We start from the raw sequence: 18729 nt of genomic DNA on the forward strand, positions 1-18729 counted from the left end.
GGTGATTGGATTTAAAGAGGAGAAAGGATGTGACGGGCTTTCAAATGCCTGCGTGGTATCGATACATTTTACCATAAGGAAGGCACACGCCCTAATTGGAGCGGTGGGAGTTGGTCCGGCGATGAAACACTGGTATGCACAGATTCCCGCGACCCTGGGCCGGAAAAACGTGTGGATCCTCATCCTGGCCCTCACCACGATATTTGCATTTGCATTGAATATTTACGGCCTTACGAAGGGGATCTCAAATCTTACCCCGCACCTTTTTTATCTTCCCATCGTGATCGCCGCGTACTGGTTTCCGCGGAAGGGCGTCATATTCTCGGTTGCGGTGGGGATGTCCTACCTTGCCCTGGTATACCTCTTTACCTATCCCGATATCGATTCCATCACCTCGGCGACAGCCCGGTTTTATGTCCTGGTCGCCATCGGAGTCATTGTCGCCTCCCTCTCGAACAACCTGAAAGAACAGGAAGACCGGTATCACGGGATATTCGATAATTCGGAGGCAGGGATTTTCCTCCTTCGCCGATATCCCGAGAACGATGTCATCGACGAGGTGAACCAGCGCGGAGCAGACCTTCTCGGATACAGGATGGGAGGGTTGCTGGGCCGGCCGATACGCGAAATCTGGAATGACGACTCCGAGTACGGGGTATTCCGTGAACGGCTCGCGGGCAGACCTGTCACCGACTGGGAGACTACGCTCCGAAAGAAGACCGGTGAGAAGATCCGTGCCCTTGTCTCGGCAGGGATGCTCGAGGACGGGATGATAGTATTCACCGCTGTGGACATCAGCGCGAGGACAGCGGCCGAAGAGGCCTTAAAAGAGAGTAAAGAGCGCTACCAGGGCCTATACAACAACGCCCTCGTGGGACTGGTCAGGACGAGGATCAAGGACGGGAAAGTCCTGGAAGCAAACGAACAGATGGCGAGGATGTTTCTCTATCCCGACGTGCAGGCGTTCATCGACGAGTTCGTGTTCAACGAGAGATACGCGGACCAGGGAACCAGGGACCGTTTGATAGAGGATCTGCTGGTCAGGGGGTCCGTATCGAATTTCGAAGCGCGTTTCATCCGGAGGGACGGCTCGTTCATCTGGGCGCGGTACTGGGCCTCCATCTTCCTGGAAAGAGGATATATCGAGGCGGTTTTTACCGATATCACCGAAGAGAAGCTCTCCCATAAGGCCCTCGGCGAGACCGAGGAGCGGTATCGCAGGCTGATGGATAACCTTCCCGACTATGTCATCGTGCACACGGAAGGGATGATCCTCTTTGCCAATCCCTCCGCGGCAAAGGTGATGGGAAAGACCCCCGAACAGCTTGTGGGGACTCCCATCGGCGACTACATGCCTGATGCGAGCTATCGGAGGATCGAAGAGAATTCCAGGATCCGGTCCTCGGGAGAGGTGGTCGACCCTTACGAGATTGAGCTCAGTGTTCCGGGGGGCGCACCACGGCATGTAATCGTGAACGCTACCCCGATACATTACAGGGACCAGTATGCCATGCTCGCCGTACTGACCGACATCACTGAACGACAGCTCGCAGAAGACGAGCTCCAGGCCTCGAGGGACCAGTACCGGATCACCATCGATGCGATGAGCGACGGGATCTATCTCGTGGATGCAGGGATGAGGATCATCCTGATTAATCCCACCTTCCGGCGATGGATGGAGAACCTGGGGCTTGACGAGGACCTGGTGGGAAAGAGGCTGCCCGAGGCGATTCCTTATTTAAAACCGGATATCTGCAGGGAGTTCTCGCAGGTGATCTCCGAAGGGAGGATGCTCGAATCGCTCGACGAGTTCGAGCACAGGGGGCGGCATTTCTCATTTGAAACGAGAAAAATACCGGTAATGGAGGACGGAGAGGTGGTCAGGGTGGTGACCATCATGCGGGATATCACCCGGCAGAGGCACATCGAGACCGAGAAGAGACTTGCCTACGAACAGATCGAGAAAAATATCGAGCAGTTCGCCATCCTGGGCGACCATATCCGTAACCCCATGCAGGTCATCCTGGGCATCGCCGACCTTGAAGGCGGGGCAATTTTCGACCGGATAATGCAGCAGACCCAGGAGATCGACAGGACGATCACCCAGCTGGATAAAGGATGGATCGAATCGGAGAAGATCAGGGAGTTCGTCAGGAAATACTACGGGATTGGTAAATAGCGGGATCAATCCTTAAATAAATCAGGCAACGTGCGTTCAGGGGAATCCCTTGAATAATAAATTTTTTAACCCCTCAACCGCTAATGTGATCCGGGTTTTAGATGGGTTATTATTCCTCACTCATACAGCGAAAATTCAAGGATCTTGTCGGGACCAGGTACGAGGAGGTACGGCTGGAATACTCGGATTTTCTCGCCAGTGAGGAAGAGATGAAATTTTCGCCGATCCGGACCGTGCTCGTCCCCGTCGACGTACTCACGACCGACATTCCCGGTGACCTGGCCGAACTCTTCCTCGCCTATGGGGCCCGGGTGCACCTGGCGTATATCATGGACGCCCAGGTGCTGTCCCTGCTCGATGAGCTTGCCGGGGAAGAAGCGGAGGAGTTCCGGAAGGTCAAGGAGGCACAGGGACGGGACACGCTGGACAGATTCACCCGTTTCCTCGAAAAAAAAGGGATAGCGGTACAGACGAGCCTGTTCTCGGGATCAAAGACCGAGGATGTGATCAGGCTCTCGCACTCGCATGATATCGTCGCCTTGTACAGAGGATTCGGGGCAGCTGCCAGCGAGATGGCCCCGCTCTCACCGGTGGTCTCGCACCTCAACCGCAGGGTGGAGCAATCGGTGATCATATTCTAGGGTGACTACGATGTTCTGGGAGCTCGTTGCGGTATTCGTATTCCTCTTCACTTATGCCCTGATAGTCGACGAACGGATCCACCGGGCGGTGGCGGCGATGATCGGGGCCGCCATAGTAATTTTCCTTCATATCGTCCCCTGGGATTCTCTCCTGGTCTACCTTGACTTCGGAACCATCTTCCTGCTGATGGGCATGATGATCATTGTCAATACGGCCCGGACCAGCGGGCTATTCGAATATATTGCCATAAGAACTGCAAAAATGGCAAAAGGGAGCCCGATAAGGGTACTGATCCTCTTCTCCCTCGTTACGGCGCTCGCCAGCGCGTTCCTTGACAATGTCACTACGGTCCTCCTCCTCACCCCGATGCTCCTCACCATCGCCCGGCTGATGAAATTAAATCCGCTTCCCTACCTTATCGCAGAGATATTCGCCTCTAACGTCGGAGGGGCGGCGACGCTGATCGGCGACCCGCCGAATATCATGATCGCATCTGCCGCCGGGCTGACGTTCAACGAGTTCCTGATGGTCATGGCCCCCATCGCCCTGATCGACCTCGGGATAATCATCCTGATGATGTTCCTGATCTATGGGAAGAGCATGAAAGTGGAGCCCCACGAGCGCGATGTGATGAAGAAGGCCATGGAGGGCCTGGACGAGAATGCGGCGATCCAGGACCGGAGCCTCTTTAAGAAGTCAATCGTGACCATCCTCCTCGTGGTCGTGATGTTCTTCTTCCATTCCCTCCTGGGGCTGGAACCTGCTGAAGTCGCCCTTATAGGGGCTGCGATCATCCTCTTCTGGAGCCGGGAGCCCCCGGAGATGATCCTTGAGAAGATCGAATGGCCCGCCTTGTTCTTCTTCGGCGGGCTCTTCATCGTAGTGGGAGCGCTCGTGGAGACGGGGGTCATATCCCAGATCGCCGGCGCCATGGTGGGACTGGTGAGCACTACCGGGGAGGCGATGATACTGGTGGTCTGGTTCTCGGCCATCGCGTCTGCCCTGGTGGATAATATTCCCCTTACGGCTGCCATGATCCCCCTGATCAAGGACCTCGGGACATCAATGGAGATCTATCCTCTATGGTGGGCGCTCGCGGTCGGCGCATGCCTGGGTGGTAACGGAACGGCAATCGGTGCGTCGGCAAACGTGGTCGTGCTGGGGATATCGGAGCGCGAAGGGATCAGGATCAGCTTCCTTGACTTCATGAAACTCGGGATGGCCGTCATGGCGATTACCGTGGCAGTCGGCCTCGGAATTCTCTGGATCATGTTTATCCTTTAAACCTGTTTCATCCACTAGGAGTCCGCCAGGGACAAATCCTGTTTTTTCCAGGTTCCGGGGAAATAATCCCTGAATGCGAGGTCACTGACGTCGTACCGGAAAGATCGATCATCCGCCGGGATCCGGGAGTGCCCTGAGTATCGGGAGCCGGGCATTCCGGCCGGGGTGCCCGAACGGGAAAACGTACAGGGATGGAAATATCTACAAGGCTTATCATCATCCCTGCGCTAACTATTGATCAGGTGGTTTTGTGCAGGTCTCGATGAAGCTTGAGATGAAGGACACCCCGGGGCAGCTTGTGGCTGCACTAAAGCCCATCTCCGAGGTCGGGGGAAATATTATCGCGGTCATCCATCAGAGAGACGAAAAAAAAGACGGCGATACCCTTTCGGTCCAGATCGTTCTCGAGATCCCGGAACAGAGACTCGGGGACCTGATCTCACTGATCAAGGCGCAGGGCGTAAACATCCTGCGAATCGGAAAAGAGCACCTTCTGTACAAACAGTCGGTGATCATGATAGGACACCTGATGCACACCGACCTCGGAGATACCATCGACAAGATCGACTGTACCGGCTTTGCCGAGGTTACCGATCTCCATATCGCCATGCCTGCCATAAACGAGCGTTCTTCTGCAAGGCTTGAGATAAAAGCGGCAAACGAAGAGAGCATGGAGCAGGCCCTTAATATTCTCAGGGATGTCGCCCGGGAGAAGAAGCTGCTCATAGTCGAACCCCTGGAGGAATCCCTATGAAGGTGGCCCTTATTGGAATGGGTTCCGTGGGAAAGGGAATTCTCGAGTGCCTGGGGAGAAAGGACCTGGGGATAACTATCACAGGGATCGCAGATTCAAAGAGTGGCCTGATGGATCACGACGGCATCCCGGTCGCGGAGATTCTTGCCGCGAAGCAGGAGCGAGGGTTCGTGGGGGACAAGGGAATCTCTGCCCTGGATGTTATCGGGAGCGCCGATTACGATGTGCTGGTTGAAGTGACCCCCACCAATGCGGATACCGGAGAGCCCGCGAGCACGTTTATACGGGCTGCACTCCGGCGGGGAAAGCACGTGGTCACCTCGAACAAGGGCCCGATTGCACGGCATTTTTCAGAACTGGAGGCAATCGCGGCGGAACATGGTGTTACGATCCGGTACGAAGCGACCGTGGGGGGTGCGATCCCGATCATGCATACCCTGCAGCAGGGCCTGGCCGGGAACGAGGTCAGAGGCCTTTTCGGGGTGCTCAACGGGACCTCCAACTATATCCTCACCCGGATGGCTGCAGAAGGGCTGACCTACGACCAGGCGCTCCTCGAGGCCAGGGAGATGGGTTACGCGGAGGCGGACCCGACGTACGATGTCAAGGGGATAGACGCGGCCATAAAACTGGTCATCCTCACCAATACAATCTGGAAGCAGAACGTCACCCTCGAAGACGTGGAGATCACCGGGATCGACCTCCTCACCAGCAACGCCCTCGCCCTCGCGGAAGAACAGGGGTGCACCATCAGGCTAATCGCGGAATCGGTCCCGGGTCGCGGAATTTTAAGGGTGTCACCGAGGATCATCCCCCGGGACCACCCCCTTGTGGTCGACGGAACGCTCAATGCCATAACCCTGGAGACCGACATGGCCGGGGAGATCGCCATGATCGGCAAGGGGGCCGGATCGGTCGAGACCGCGAGCGCGATCATCGGGGACCTCTTGTATATCAGGGAATGTCATGCAGGGTGTCATTAGGCGCAGGCGGGAATTCCTGCACCTGATGAGGGCCCTTACCCTCGAGTCCGGGGCTTTTACAGTGCACGATATCCAGCGGGGGGCGGATGTCCCGCGGAGTACTGCACAGGACTGGATCAACCGGCTTATCGAAGAGGGGTGCGTAACACAGAAAGAACGTAAACAGGGGAGGACTCCCGCGAGGTACGCCGCCACCAGTGCACTTCCCTCCAGTGCGTGCCGGAAGATCTTCACCACCGTGGACGGTGACATGGTCGAGATATACCATGAATGCCTCTCCGGGGGGTGTGCCGCCTTCTGCGGGTACCATCATGGTATGGCCGGCGGAGTGGTTCGTAAGGTCCAGCGGGACGGCACGCTTCTTCGCGAATGTGCGGTACTCGGGCAGCACGAGATCGGGATTGGGTTATTTCCTGCCCCGGCGGTGGGGGTTCTCGGGGTCAGGCGGGAGGGGGACTGGATCGTGCAGAGGATCCGGTGCACCGGGGGCCCGGCCTATTCCCTTACCGATATGATGTCGCATGCCGACGGGGTATGCCAGGTCGACGTGGAGCGCCGGGGGGACGTGGTGGAGGGGGAAGTCCGAACCCGGGCCCTTTCCTACCTCGTTCTCGGAGTCGATGATACGGATACGAGGGAAGCGGGAGCGACGTTCGCGCTCTCCCTCGCCCTTCTCCAGTATCTGGGTAACACTCCCGGGGTCATCCCCATCGGGCACCACGTCGCTATGCTCAACCCCTCGATCCAGGAGAAAACTGCGGGGAACTCCTGCAGCTCTATCGAGCTTGCAGCCGAGCCCGGGCTTACGGGACGCCTGAGAGACAGGGCCCTGCTGTTCATGGAGGACGAGTCCTTCTCGTCGGACTGGGGGATCGCGATAAAGGAAGGCTTCAGGATCCCAAGGGCGTTACGCCTGTTCGGGGCGAGGGCACGGGAAGAACGGGTGAATGCCGACCAGGCGAGAGCACTCGCGGAAGAATACGGTGTCCTCCTCCACGGGGGACGGGGGGTCATAGGGGCACTTGCTGCCGTCGGCCTGTCCGGTCTCCCGTACGAGGTTCTTCTTAACGCCCGGGCAAAGGTCTCCGTCCCCCCGGATCACCCGGATTAAAGCGAGGTGGGGAGGAGCGAGAGGAAGAAGAGGAGCAGTACCATTACCGCGAGCAGCCACGCGATCCGGATAATTATCGTTCTGGCATTTCGTTTCTCCCCGTAAGAGCGCGGGCCGATCTGGAGGGCGATGACTCCTGCTACAGACCCTGCCATCAGTCCGAACACGTTTTGCAGGGTAAGAATCAGTGCCCCGAGGGTCCCCTGGCTGTATATCACCGGTGCGATACCGGTCACGACCGCGGGGGGGAGCAACGCGGCCGCCACGGCAACCCCGGCGATCCCTTCGGGAATCCCCTGAGAGAGGGCTACAATGGTGGCAAAACCGAGTATAACGGCCATGACGACATAGATCGGGTTTGATACCATCCTGGAGAGAATCTCGGGTGTCAGGGGAAGGGGGATGAACAACGAGAGTATCCAGGTGGCGACAAGAGAGAAGACGATGATCCCTCCCACGAGCACAAGGAGGGTACGGAACGAGAGTAATACAACCCTGCCCCTCCCTACCGCGGTATTGAGTGCGAATGCATAGATGGGTCCGAGCAGCGGCGAAAGCAGCATGGAGCCGATGATGATGCCGATATTATTCAGAAACAGCCCAATCAGGGCAACTATGGCCGCGATGGCTGCAAGGATAAGAAGGTTCAGGTCAAGCTGCTCGTAGGTCCCCGCAGATTCGAGCAATTTTTCGATGGGAGAGCGCTCGGATTTCTTCTTCTCACCTGTGTCGTGGTTCTTCTTCTCATCCTCTACGGGATAGATCACGAAATCCGGGGAGTAAACCTCGACCAGGGTCTTTTTATCCATGAATTTGAGGGATTGCTGGAGATTCGATATTATTCCGTCAAGCTCGTTGTCCGGGACAATGATGGTGAAACGAGTCAGATTCTCCAGATCTTCCTGGTAAAAAAATACCTTGCCGAGAACCTGAAGTATATTGGGGGCTTCTTCCCTCTTCGTGGTCACAATAATTTTTTTCATCGGCCGGAAACCGATATATGGTGTAAAATCGGATAAATCTTCCTCCGTCTAACAATTCAAAGAAAACTGTGGACGAGGGATCGGAACGCAGGAACAAGACGTTATGGCACCGATACCGGTTCACCGGACCCTGTCCGGCAAATAACTGAACGAAAGTTGAAAAAAAGGTGAGGGGGGGTTCGTTGCAGTGGGTGTTCAGGCAGTCTTTATCTGGTAGAGTGGTTTCCTTGCATCCCGGAAGTTGAACTTCGCCACAATGAGCCCGGAAGCCCTGAGCCTGTTGAGGGCATTCCGTATCGTCCTCGGAGAGAAGGAGACCTTGCCCACGAGCTCGTTCAGTGTCCGGGCTTTTCCATCGGTCAGGAGCGTAAATACCGCCCTTGCCGAGGATGGCAGAGAATCCACAGAATCATGCACCGACATTGTTGCCTCCTGTAGTCATTTCCTCTCTGGGATCCGGACGGATCCTGATCATTTCTTCGCCTCCATGAGCTCCTTGACGCGCTTGTTCACCCGTGAGAGGAACTCCTCGTCGGTGAGCATACCCTCCGGGGGATCGACGACTTTCCGCGCCTCGATGGGCACGTTATCCATACGATAGCAGTTGCCTCCGACCTCGACCCCGACGAAGGCGACCGGGACGTGAAGTTTGGCGACCTCGGTGGTGGGGGTGATATGGGGGTCGACGGCGACGGAGGGAAGTTCGGAGAACTTCTTCACCGAGGATATGGGGAAGTGCGCCCCCGGGTCGGATCCGAGCACGAAGACGGCATCGACCTCGCCCCTGCGGAGGAGGTCGTTCGAGCTGGTCTCACCGGGGTTGTAGCGAGCGAACCCGCGGGAGAGATCGACGCAGTAGGGGAACCCGAACTGCCAGCCGAGGACCTGTCCGGACCCGGTGACGTTGTAGTGACCCCGCATGGCCATGATGCTGAACTTCGTGAACTCGTTCAAGTCCTTGGTGAGCATGATGGCGTTGTCGATGTTGTGGTTCTTGGAGAGTGACTGGGTCACGCCCATCCCGAAGAAGATGATCCCGAACCTTCCGGACTTGAGGACCTCGGCGGCCTCGTAGATCTTCTCCTTGGGGATGCCTGCGACGGTGTCCGGCAGCCATTCGTTCCGGAGGGCGACGCGGAGCGCGGAGAGCAGTTCGTAGTCCCTGCCCTGCTCGATCTGGAAATGGTAGTCCGCCATCTTGGCGGTGTCCGTGACCCGGGGATCGATCACAAAGACCTTGCGGTTCTTGTGTCCCTTGTTCACGAAGAACCCGCGGGGGAAGATGGAGTACCGGGACATGTGCCGGGGGTGGGCGTGGCACGGGTTGCAGCCCCAGAAGATGATCCGGTCGGCCCGGTTCTTCACCTCGCCGAGGGTGCAGCTCGGGATCCCGACGTCCTGCACGGCGATAAGCGTCGACCCGTGGCAGACCGTCGCGGTGTTGTCCACGATCGCCCCGACCTGTTCCGCGATCTCGTGGCCCACGCTCTGGGCCTCGCAGGAGGTCGAACTCCACCCGTACATCAGGGGTTTCTTCGAGCTCGCGAGCATCTTCGCGGTGTATTCCACGGCCTCGTCGTACGAGACTTCCTTGTAACTCCCGTCAGGCTGCTGCATCCGCGGGCGTTTCACCCGGTCCGACGCCTGCGAGTGGAGGAACTTCGCCGCACCGATCACACACGCATTATACACGTCTACGATCTGCTTTCCGTCATCGGATACCTCGACCTCCAGGTCATCGCACAGTGTCCCGCAGAAAGGACAGATCACATCGGTTACTGTCTTGGTCATTTCGCTTCACATTCCACGACGATTTGTTTTATCATATACGAACATTCTACTGTATACGAACTAAATTTATATATAATTTTTCGTCACACGTGTGAGTGAGAACACCCCATGGACCGGAATAACCTCTCGGATAAGGAATTTTATCATTTTATCGAGTTATTTTCTTCTGAAAAAGGTATCCAGGCCGTGGACAGCCCAGTCAAACTGAAGATCCTGGCGATGCTGCACACACGAGAGATGGCGTTCGATGATATCGTGTCAGGAACGGGAAAGGCGAAATCGACGGTATCTGTACATCTCCGCGACCTCTCCGATGCCGGGCTTATTAGTTCGAGGCTCGATCCGCTGGACGCCCGGAAGAAGCTCTTCCTTCTGGACTCGACATTCCTCGGGGGAGCCCACAGCGGAGGGAGGGACCAGTTCAACATCGACCAGTACATTCCGGGGCACATCCCGGGGGACGGAAATCCTGCCGACTTCTACCGCATGGTGATGAGCACCATCAGGATGTCGCTCATCTCGGAAGGCATTTCTATCGAACCGGTGTTACGGAATGCCGGGGAACGGGTGGGAAAAGCGATCTACCACACTGTCGCGGACCAGGATGTCGGGATGCTAATCACTAATATACAGGATTTTTGGGAAAGATACTCTTTGGGCCACCTGGAACCCGCAGGGATGGAACCGATCACCCTCATGATCTATGACTGTTTCGAATGCGTCGACCTCCCTGTCCTGGGCAGGCCCGCATGCGCCTTCGACTCCGGAATGCTGGGAGCCATATTCTCGGGCTATTTCGGGGAGCGCAGCATTGCCGTCGAGACCGGGTGTTATGCCATGGGAGACTCGTTCTGTAGGTTCGAGGTGCGAAATCTCGATAACGGGTCGCGAACGAAATAATTCATCCTTTTCAGGCGATTCCTCCGGCGTCCCTTTCCAGAGGACGGTCCATTTGGTGGAGGATACGGTCCCCTTCCGGAATTAAGGGGAAACGAATAAGGTGGCCACCCGACCATCCCGCAATAGTCCAGTGCGGTGCGGAATGAGGGTTTCGTCAGGTGACCAGGCCATTCAAGGTGGCTCGGGCGGTTCCCGGAACCACTGGAGGATTACCGGTGAGCCTGAGGAACAGCGTTATGTTCACCATCTCAGCGGCAGTTTTCCTGTATTGTAGATGGCGATAAAAGTATTTCGGAACGTTCCGGGAACATTCATACAGCCCGCCACGATACATCGGCAGTGCCACTTTCCCACCGCAATACCCAGTATTTTATCAATGGAGGAAGAATTATTGTCAGGTGACACTGGGAAAAGGGGCCTACCTGAAGAAGATCACTTCACAGACCCAAATGCGTTCGGTCGAGGTCGGAAAGCACCTGGAAGGGAGCTCGCCACCTTCGGTCTTCGTTGGCAGCTGGAACTACCCGAATGTATACGCCGGCCCCATGATCGCTCCGGTGCACGGGGATACGGGTATCCTCGATACCCCTGAGTCCTGGATCCCGGGTCAACGGACTCAGGAAGAGATCATAAGGTTCCGGCTCTCTCTCGTGCGTGGTAAAAAGCAGGTAGACGTGCGGGATCTCGACGACCGGTTCGTCGGGAAACTGCAGGAGATCGCGATGGCCGATGCTTCGATCGAGAGCGAAGCCGATTTTTCATCGGAACCCAGGGGGGTCTCGCTCTCGGATGAACACACCCCTTATGGTCCCAGCGGCGACATTACCCGGTTCGATATAGAACACGTACGCTGGGAGCAGCACCTCGAACGGGCCTACCATGATACCGACCTGCGGGCAAAAGACGCGGTGCTGGATCTCTACCGCCAGGGCCTGCCGTTCTCCAGCATCCAGAAGGCGCTCTCCATAGGGACCCTCGGGGTTGAAGATTCGCGGAGAATGGTCCCCACCCGCTGGTCCATCACCGCGTGCGACACCATGATCGGCGATTCCCTCCTGGACCAGGTGAAGAAGAACCAGGTGATCGATTCGGTCCAGGTGCGGGAGTTTTCCAGCCTTAACAACCGGTATGCGGTAATCCTGATCCCCACACCCTGGCAGTACGAATGGACCGAGGCCTTCCTCCGCATACTCGGGAACGAGGAGATGGTCTTCTCGGACCACGAGGGGCACCGGGGAAAGAAAGAATATTCCTCGGTCGGGGGGTGCTATTACTCGTGCAAGATGGCGGTGCTCGAGGCCCTGGCCCGGGAACAGCGGCAGGCGGGGGCGATCATACTCAGGGAGGCGAGAAGCGGGTATGTCCCGCTCGGGGTATTCAACGTCCGGGAGAACGTACGGCATGCGATGCTCTCACCTCCGAAAGAGTTCGAAGACCTCAAATCCGCGCTGGAATCAACGGCACGGGATTTCATCCTTCCTGCTGACCGGTTTGTCCGGGAGAGTCCTCTGCTCAGGTCGCTCCTTCGGGAGAAACAGGCCACACTCGCAGAATTTCTTTAAAACTGAAGATCGGATGATCAGTCTTTGACCTCCCCGGGAAAAAGGTCCCCGGGTTCCGGTTCAGTCCGGTTCACGAAATCTTCCAGCACCCGGAACGATTCGGACTGCCCTCCCGGGATGAGTCCCTTCCTCGCCTCGAGGATCCACTGCTGCATCACCCTGAAATGGTTCTCGCAGAGGAAATTTTTCCCCCGGGCATCTTCCCATGCGATGGGTTCCCTGCATCCCCGAAAGATGCAGCTCCCTCGCTTCGGCACCACGATACGGCGATAATGGTCGATATCGGGGATGAACGAGATCACGGTATACTTCTCGATCAGGGCTTTCAGGGATCCGGAAGGATCGTTCGTCATAGTGCGGGTGACTATTTTTTCTTCCTCTACATATCCCTGCCGGGCTCCATCCGGGATGAGGACGAACCATCCCGCGGGCCGCACTCCATTGATCTGTTTCCCGGGAGAGAATAGTCCCGGTTACCGGACTCCACAAGTTCTATCAGATCGAAAGGGCAGGGAGAGATCGGGATGAAGTCAGTCATTGTATACTCTTCGGTGCACCACGGCAACACCGCGAAGGTCGCACGGGCCATGGCAGATGAACTCGGGGCGGTCCTCGTGAAAACGGGCGAGACGCCCCCCGAAGCGCTCGAGGTCTACGATCTTATCGGGTTCGGTTCGGGGATTTACTTCGGGTCTCATCACAAGGCATTGTTCGCGCTTGTAGATTCGCTTCCGGCGATGAAGGGAAAAAAAGCATTTATTTTCTCGACAAGCGGACGGGGAGGCCCGGGATTCCACAGGAGGTTGAAGGAGACGCTTCTCGCGAAGGATTTTCTTGTTGTCGGAGAGTTCTCCTGCAAGGGCTTTGACACCTACTCGTTGCTGAAGCTCTTCGGGGGAATAAACAAGGGAAGGCCGGATCAGGACGACCTCCGGGAAGCCGGGTTATTTGCACGGAGACTGGTGGAACAGAACGGGCAACGGTGACTACCATATGTATTCTCCGTGTCGATGAGGCCGGAACCGGCTGGGCCGGGTAGCCTCACCGCCGTACCCTGTAGTTTTCACCCGTGAGAATCCGGACCACCCTCTCCTCCCAGATACCGTCGTCATCCGGTTCATCTTCCGTCCGTATCCGGCTCCGCCATAGTTCTTCAAGGCGGGCATCATCTGTGCAAAGGTGGCGGGTTCCCATGACCCTTCCCACCCTTTTCCCCCCAGGATCGGTGATGAGCATCCTGCAACAGAAGACTTCCCGGCATACGTCGGGCCTGGTCTGGTGGACGGTGCAGGAGGATTCCTCACCTTCAGGGGCCAGGTACAGGAAGGGACAGGCTTCGGGGCCCGCGCGACCGGGCATTCGCCGTTCAAAGAGTTGAATTTTGTCCCGGTCGATCCTGACCTCATAGCGTGCCCCTGTATACAGGTTCGAGACCAGGAACCCGTAATCCCCGAGGACTTCGGCTATCTGGTATACCATTCCCATATGGCTGCAGCACTCGCCGCACCGGGAACATTCGACAGCCATGAGTGCTCCTCTCTTATATGGAAACGGGATATCCAAAAAAGCAGCTCCACGAATGAACAAACGTAAGTGAGGGGAAATGAACCGGCCGGTAAGATCCGACGAATATTGCCCGTCCTGCCCTGAATCCTCTTAAAGGAATGGGAAGTATCGGGCAACCGGTCCTCGTGGCAGCATTTACCCTCATGATGAGACCTATACCCTCAATGGAGCGGAAATATCGATGCTATTTCATTAAGGCGGAGCGCCTTTGTGAAATAAACCGACGAGAATCCCACTTTCAGAGATCTCATAAGGCATGGCGGTATGGATATTGAAGAAGTAGCCATACGACCGGAGAGAACAGGGAAATTGTGTCAAAAATTATCCGGAAATATCAGGGGGAATTCCCGGTCTCCCGCAGTTCCCTCAGGTGCCGATATTGCCATTCCCGTTCTCGGTCTGTGGCGGATCCTGCATCGGATGGATCCGCGGCATCCCGAACGGCGGTTGCTGCATAGAGCGCGGCACCGAGCGCATGACGGGGAACATGAGCGGTCGCAATTGCATGGCCCGCGGCCCGGGCGGCGGAACGGGCCGGGTCATACTCGTGTGCTTCACGAGCCGCGGCATGGGCCGCAAGAGCGGTCTTCCGGACGTCGGACATACGGAACACCCCGGTCCGGACCCACTCCCGTGTCGCTTCGATGGCATCCCGGGGCCGCCGGTCATCCGGAAAGTTCTGCTCAAAATATGGAAGCACACGTTCGGCACAGTCGGCCGCCCACATTGCCAGCGTGTTCTGGCCGGTCCCGGCCGCGAGTTCCTCTATCTCCTGGTCCAGGCTCGTTTTTGCGATTATCGGCTTCTTCATATCAATTTTATTCGGTTCTTCCTTGTCTGCAGGTAATCGGGTACCGGCCCCTGCACCCCGATCCATCATCGGGAGGATGATATGTTCATGCGGGGGAAGGGATTCGAACCCTTGAACTCCTGCGAGATGGGACCCTAAATCCCACGCCTTTGACCAGGCTCGGCAACCCCCGCGTAAGGTCGATCAATAATGGTTCTCGTATCATTTAATAGTATAAGACTCTGAATCCGGCGGTTTTAAACGGTGCCCGATATGTTCGGACACGAGGTATACTCCTCCCGGGTACAAATTTCAACCCCTTGGTCTGACCCCGGATATTTTCGTTTCACCCGGGCGGAACGTTACCTCGGGAAACTTACCCGAGGTGTATGTTCCTTGACGCAGAATTTTTTTACGCAATATTGCGCATCGCGTTCTCCATGCCGATCTGTCCTATTCCTGAAGGGAGAAGCCATATGTCAGGATCGACATCCTTTTATCGTAGAATTATTATTCTGCGCAATCCTTATATGCAAGGAGATTTAATAGAAATATGCCATATATGATGGCCTGGACGAGAACGAATACGGTCGCACCCTGCAATCTCAGCACCACCGGGGGCGGCCGGGCGTCGAAACCAGATTGGGACCAAATATGGTAAGTAGAAACGCCAGTGGAAATATCGGACAAAGAAGAGATCCTGACCGTTCGCCACCTTTCGATCAGGGGATAATAATGTCCGTCAGTGACGTTTCCCTCCTACGAGCGAAAATACTTGCCAAACTGGAGATCGAAGACGTACGAACCGCGATAGCGGCAATCGGGACCAGGCAAAAGTAACATATATGGTACTCTTTTCCGTTTTTCGATGAAAAACGAGAAAGAGGAGAAAAGATAGTCTGCAGCACATGAAGGACCCTCACAAACTCCCCTGGGTTCAAAATCCCAACCAAACTGGTCCTTTTCCCTTTCCTTTCCAAAATCTCTCCTGAAAAGCCCGGGCGGACTTCGGAAACCCCGGCGCCGGAACGATACCTGACAGAGTATGCCCCCCCGGAAATGTAATGGCATCCATCCTGAGATAATCATCCCCGGCCCCCGCCGTTCATCGCACGGGGTGTTATTATTACTCATATGCGCGTAATGATTTGCCGGGCGAGGGAACCGCATTCCGGGGGTATATTTTTCATTTACCGGGCCCATATTGAAGGGCAATTACTGGCACGATTGGTTCCAATCAGAAAAGATTATGCAGTCACTTCATGTACTTGTCTGTAGTGGAGATCAGGTGAATGCTTGAGGACCTCGCCCAACTGTGTGTCGCGGCGGTAGTTTCCTGGATCCTTTTCGTTTCGGTGGATATCATATTCAGGCTCCCGTTGAAGGGAGGTGTGAGCGGAGCCACCGGGATCGCGAAGGCCGTAGAGGGGGAGGGAGGCTCTCTTTCCGGGGGCACCATGATGGGGAATATCGTCTCGTCCCCCGATGCATCTGCCGGGACGCTCCTCGCGGCGTGCGGTGTCTATATCGCCGGAATCCCGGGCGGGCTTTTTGCGGCGCTGCTGGTGTACATCGGGAACCGCATCTGTTATGACCCCGGATATGCAGGTACAACCGGTGCGGTGCTCGCCACATTCGTTATCTATGCATTTACCCTGGCCGGGTTTTCCGCCGCATACTTCATCGCAGGGATGGTGATCGCCATTCTCACCATCCAGGGGCTCTCCCACGTGCATGCCAGCCGGCTGCTCGGGACCCTGTGGAGGTGGAGGTCATAACCCCTCCTGACCTGGCACTTATTGTGTGTTCGGTCATCGCGGTGTATGCGGCGGTCCGGGTGGTCCTTGAAAAAAACACCCTCCGTAAACTGCCCTACCTGAACGTGATGTCCTTTGCAGTGGCGGGGATAATAGTCCTCATTATCCCCCACCCGCTCGCGATCCTCGCTGCCGCCGCCTATTTTGTGGGCACGACGCTCGAGTCCAATGCTATCGCAAGCACCTTCGCCGGGGGTGAAGGGGATGAATGAGTACCTGCCGTTCGTGCTCGGGGCACTGGTCGTCATCGGTGCCCTGGCAACAATCCGGGAGAAGAGCCCCTATAACAAGCTGATATCGCTCTCCCTGATGATCGGAGGGGCGATTCCCTTCATCGCCGACAGAGGACTGCTCGACGTCGCAGTCGCGGTAGCGCTCATCGCTCCCATTTCCACCATCTTCATCCTGATGGCAATGAGGAGGGGACCGCAATGACCCCCGAATTTGTCCTGGGGCTGTTCCTTATCCTGGTCGGGACAATCGCCGTGGCGTTTCCGAGGGAGAAGACCTACCTCGCAAGGCTTATCAACCTGGAGATCCCCGGGTGGGGAGTGCTCCTCGTGATGCTCTCCTACAACGAAGCCCTGGCCCTCCTGACATTCGGCGGGGTGACCACCCTTACGGTCTACCTCTTCGCCCGGGTTCTGCAGAAGAAGGAGGGGGCACTATGATCGGGAGGATCTCACGTGTGCTCTCGAACTATGAGAACCTCCTGATGATCTTTGCCCTGGTGAGCATCGCGGTGATTATTCTCGTCCTGATCGGCCTTCCCTATACCTATGCCGAGCCCCAGCTCTACCCCAAGAGTATCAATACCAGCAGCCCGCTCAACCCGTACGACCGGGGCGGCCCGCCGTTCACCCAGGCCCACATCGCGCTCCAGTATCCGGAAAATTCTCCGTACGCAGGGTACGTGACCGCATATCTCACCCCGTTCTCGCAATGGCTCGCCGACACCACGATGTATCTGGGGACAACAATCGTCTCCCATCCGGGGGGGATCCTGGATGAGATCCTCTACAATACCCGGGGGCTTGACACCGTAGTGGAAACCACCATCCTCTTCATTGCGTTCGCCATCGGGTCCTACCTCTTCCGGAGGAGGTCCTGATGTGGGACCAGTATTCGGTCGGGCTCGCGGTGGTTCTGGTCTCCGCCATAATCGCATTCCTGGCGCTCATAAGAGAGAAAGACGACCTTCACCGCCTCCTCATAATCGACCTGGTGGAGATCCCGTCGCTTGCGGTGATCGCACTTCTGGGCACCGACCTTGCCGAGGCGCTCATCCTCCCCGGCCTGGTGGTCGGTATCGCAGAGCTGCTTGCGCTTTCCCAGATCTATATCACCAAAGAGGGGCTTTCCGATCGCCCGGTGAAGCGGCTGGGTGTGGAGGTCATCACCCGGTCGCATGCACCGGCGATACTCGCCCTGTTCCTGGTAGCATACGGCCTGGTCCTATCAGGGTTCACCGGCGGGGGGATCGCAGGGCTCGGGGTGATCTTCTTTGTAATGGCCAGGGAGAAGGAGGAACGGTTTGCGCTGGTGGAGATGGCGAGCGGGATCACCTGGGCGGTGTGGATCCTCGCGTTCTTCATCTTCATGTTCTTCCCCCTGTACTGGTACCTGGCCCTGATGCTCGCAGCTATCGCAATCCTGCTCAAGGTCACCGCGAAATTGTCGCTCATGGGGAGCATGTGGGGTGGGCGTAATGAGTAACCTCGGAGGCGTGCCCTATTTCCTTGTCCCGTTCGGGGACATCGTGATTTATTTCACGCCGTTCACCGCGACGCTCTTCATCCTTGCCCTGGTGTTTACCGTGCTCGCGATCCTGGCCCGGCCTGAGCGGCAGCTCGATATCGTGTTCGGGGGGGATGCATTCGTCGCAAAGGAGACCCCCGTGCAGGAGCTGAAGTTCCGGCGGTTCATGGCGATAGCCTGCGGGCTTGCAACCATGGGTGCAATGGTAACCGGGGATATCTTCGATTTCGCCCTGTTCACCTCCCTGGTGGGGATCACGAACGTGGGCATCGTCGGGGCGGTGAAGAACCGGCACGTCCAGGAAGCGGCCTTCCAGTATGGTATGGTGGCACTTGCCGCGACCATGCCCCTCTTTGCAGGGGCCGCGATGGTCGCCGCCACCACGGGGACGCTCTCGATGATCCAGCTCGCTTCCATGCCCGTCTCGCAGGTGCCGCTGGCGGTGAAAGCCCTGATAACCCTCGGGGTGATGGGAGAAGGGATGGCCCCGTTCTATGCCGCGAAAGCCGAGATGTTCCGGGCACCGGGCGCCCCCTACGTGATCATGTGTTCGCTCTCTTCCCTGCTGATATTCCTGCGGGTGATAGAGATAGTCCTGACGGTGTGATA

General features: G+C 56.9%; 22 protein-coding genes and 1 tRNA gene. 16 read left to right on the top strand and 7 right to left on the bottom strand.

What is annotated here, in order from left to right; genetic code table 11:
- The first annotated feature begins 121 nt into the window (after positions 1–121).
- The 6 genes from J2741_RS08830 (at position 122) to J2741_RS08855 (ending at position 6953) form a co-directional block, all read left to right on the top strand.
- Complete coding sequence (locus J2741_RS08830) at positions 122–2179, top strand: PAS domain S-box protein (RefSeq protein ID WP_209674912.1); 2058 nt, start codon at positions 122–124, stop codon at positions 2177–2179.
- A 101-nt stretch (positions 2180–2280) separates the two neighbouring features.
- Positions 2281–2820, top strand: coding sequence for a universal stress protein (locus J2741_RS08835; RefSeq protein ID WP_209674913.1), 540 nt, complete (start codon positions 2281–2283; stop codon positions 2818–2820).
- A gap of 10 nt (positions 2821–2830) precedes the next feature.
- On the top strand, positions 2831–4105 hold the full coding sequence (locus J2741_RS08840) for an ArsB/NhaD family transporter (protein WP_209674914.1): 1275 nt from the start codon (positions 2831–2833) through the stop codon (positions 4103–4105).
- 262 nt (positions 4106–4367) lie between these two features.
- Positions 4368–4859, top strand: a complete 492-nt coding sequence (locus J2741_RS08845; RefSeq protein ID WP_209675613.1) for an amino acid-binding protein — start codon at positions 4368–4370, stop codon at positions 4857–4859.
- Entirely contained in the window at positions 4856–5842 is a 987-nt protein-coding gene (locus J2741_RS08850) for a homoserine dehydrogenase (protein ID WP_209674915.1), read from the top strand. The genes J2741_RS08845 and J2741_RS08850 overlap by 4 nt, the downstream gene beginning before the upstream one ends.
- Positions 5826–6953: a helix-turn-helix domain-containing protein gene (locus J2741_RS08855; RefSeq protein ID WP_209674916.1), complete on the top strand. Its 1128-nt coding sequence runs from the start codon at positions 5826–5828 to the stop codon at positions 6951–6953. Before J2741_RS08850 ends, J2741_RS08855 begins: the two co-directional genes overlap by 17 nt.
- Here the strand turns inward: J2741_RS08855 and J2741_RS08860 are convergent.
- From J2741_RS08860 to J2741_RS08870, 3 genes are all read right to left on the bottom strand, one after another.
- The gene (locus tag J2741_RS08860; protein ID WP_209674917.1) at positions 6950–7936 is read right to left on the bottom strand and encodes a TIGR00341 family protein; all 987 of its coding nucleotides are present in this window, start codon (positions 7934–7936) and stop codon (positions 6950–6952) included. The genes J2741_RS08855 and J2741_RS08860 overlap by 4 nt on opposite strands.
- Positions 7937–8131: 195 nt before the next feature.
- Positions 8132–8359: a hypothetical protein gene (locus tag J2741_RS08865; protein ID WP_209674918.1), complete on the bottom strand. Its 228-nt coding sequence runs from the start codon at positions 8357–8359 to the stop codon at positions 8132–8134.
- 48 nt (positions 8360–8407) lie between these two features.
- Positions 8408–9727: a formylmethanofuran dehydrogenase subunit B gene (locus tag J2741_RS08870; protein WP_209673928.1), complete on the bottom strand. Its 1320-nt coding sequence runs from the start codon at positions 9725–9727 to the stop codon at positions 8408–8410.
- A 186-nt stretch (positions 9728–9913) separates the two neighbouring features.
- Between J2741_RS08870 and J2741_RS08875 the strand changes: the two genes are divergently transcribed.
- Positions 9914–10627 (top strand): V4R domain-containing protein, encoded by a 714-nt coding sequence (locus J2741_RS08875; RefSeq protein ID WP_209674919.1) that lies wholly within the window; start codon positions 9914–9916, stop codon positions 10625–10627.
- A gap of 398 nt (positions 10628–11025) precedes the next feature.
- A complete protein-coding gene (locus tag J2741_RS08880) occupies positions 11026–12189 on the top strand; it encodes a hypothetical protein (protein WP_209674920.1) in 1164 nt (387 codons plus the stop codon).
- Between the two features lie 17 nt (positions 12190–12206).
- On the opposite strand, the gene J2741_RS08885 is transcribed toward J2741_RS08880, so the two are convergent.
- Positions 12207–12542 carry a hypothetical protein gene (locus J2741_RS08885; protein ID WP_209674921.1) on the bottom strand — a complete coding sequence of 112 codons (336 nt, stop codon included), beginning with the start codon at positions 12540–12542 and terminating at the stop codon, positions 12207–12209.
- A gap of 171 nt (positions 12543–12713) precedes the next feature.
- On the opposite strand from J2741_RS08885, the gene J2741_RS08890 reads away from it, so the two are divergent.
- Entirely contained in the window at positions 12714–13175 is a 462-nt protein-coding gene (locus J2741_RS08890; protein ID WP_209674922.1) for a flavodoxin family protein, read from the top strand.
- A 55-nt stretch (positions 13176–13230) separates the two neighbouring features.
- Here J2741_RS08890 and J2741_RS08895 read toward each other — a convergent pair whose 3' ends face one another.
- From J2741_RS08895 to J2741_RS08905, 3 genes are all read right to left on the bottom strand, one after another.
- Positions 13231–13716 carry a YkgJ family cysteine cluster protein gene (locus tag J2741_RS08895; protein ID WP_209674923.1) on the bottom strand — a complete coding sequence of 162 codons (486 nt, stop codon included), beginning with the start codon at positions 13714–13716 and terminating at the stop codon, positions 13231–13233.
- 373 nt (positions 13717–14089) lie between these two features.
- Positions 14090–14566 carry a putative immunity protein gene (locus J2741_RS08900; RefSeq protein WP_209674924.1) on the bottom strand — a complete coding sequence of 159 codons (477 nt, stop codon included), beginning with the start codon at positions 14564–14566 and terminating at the stop codon, positions 14090–14092.
- Positions 14567–14654: 88 nt separating this feature from the next.
- Positions 14655–14739, bottom strand: a tRNA-Leu gene (locus tag J2741_RS08905).
- Positions 14740–15837: 1098 nt separating this feature from the next.
- Between J2741_RS08905 and J2741_RS08910 the strand changes: the two genes are divergently transcribed.
- From J2741_RS08910 to J2741_RS08940, 7 genes are read left to right on the top strand one after another with little or no spacing between them, the layout of a single operon-like run.
- Complete coding sequence (locus J2741_RS08910; protein ID WP_209674925.1) at positions 15838–16323, top strand: hypothetical protein; 486 nt, start codon at positions 15838–15840, stop codon at positions 16321–16323.
- The gene (locus J2741_RS08915; RefSeq protein ID WP_342452253.1) at positions 16311–16574 is read left to right on the top strand and encodes a DUF2109 domain-containing protein; all 264 of its coding nucleotides are present in this window, start codon (positions 16311–16313) and stop codon (positions 16572–16574) included. The genes J2741_RS08910 and J2741_RS08915 overlap by 13 nt, the downstream gene beginning before the upstream one ends.
- Entirely contained in the window at positions 16567–16797 is a 231-nt protein-coding gene (locus tag J2741_RS08920; protein ID WP_209674926.1) for a DUF2108 domain-containing protein, read from the top strand. Before J2741_RS08915 ends, J2741_RS08920 begins: the two co-directional genes overlap by 8 nt.
- Positions 16794–17033 (top strand): EhaE family protein, encoded by a 240-nt coding sequence (locus J2741_RS08925; protein WP_209674927.1) that lies wholly within the window; start codon positions 16794–16796, stop codon positions 17031–17033. The genes J2741_RS08920 and J2741_RS08925 overlap by 4 nt, the downstream gene beginning before the upstream one ends.
- Positions 17030–17473, top strand: coding sequence for a DUF2106 family protein (locus J2741_RS08930; RefSeq protein WP_209674928.1), 444 nt, complete (start codon positions 17030–17032; stop codon positions 17471–17473). Before J2741_RS08925 ends, J2741_RS08930 begins: the two co-directional genes overlap by 4 nt.
- Complete coding sequence (locus J2741_RS08935; protein WP_209674929.1) at positions 17473–18078, top strand: EhaG family protein; 606 nt, start codon at positions 17473–17475, stop codon at positions 18076–18078. The genes J2741_RS08930 and J2741_RS08935 overlap by 1 nt, the downstream gene beginning before the upstream one ends.
- Positions 18071–18727, top strand: a complete 657-nt coding sequence (locus J2741_RS08940; RefSeq protein ID WP_209674930.1) for a hypothetical protein — start codon at positions 18071–18073, stop codon at positions 18725–18727. Before J2741_RS08935 ends, J2741_RS08940 begins: the two co-directional genes overlap by 8 nt.
- Positions 18728–18729: the final 2 nt, after the last annotated feature.

The organism is Methanolinea mesophila (assembly GCF_017873855.1).
In the GTDB taxonomy this organism is placed as follows: domain Archaea; phylum Halobacteriota; class Methanomicrobia; order Methanomicrobiales; family Methanospirillaceae; genus Methanolinea_B; species Methanolinea_B mesophila.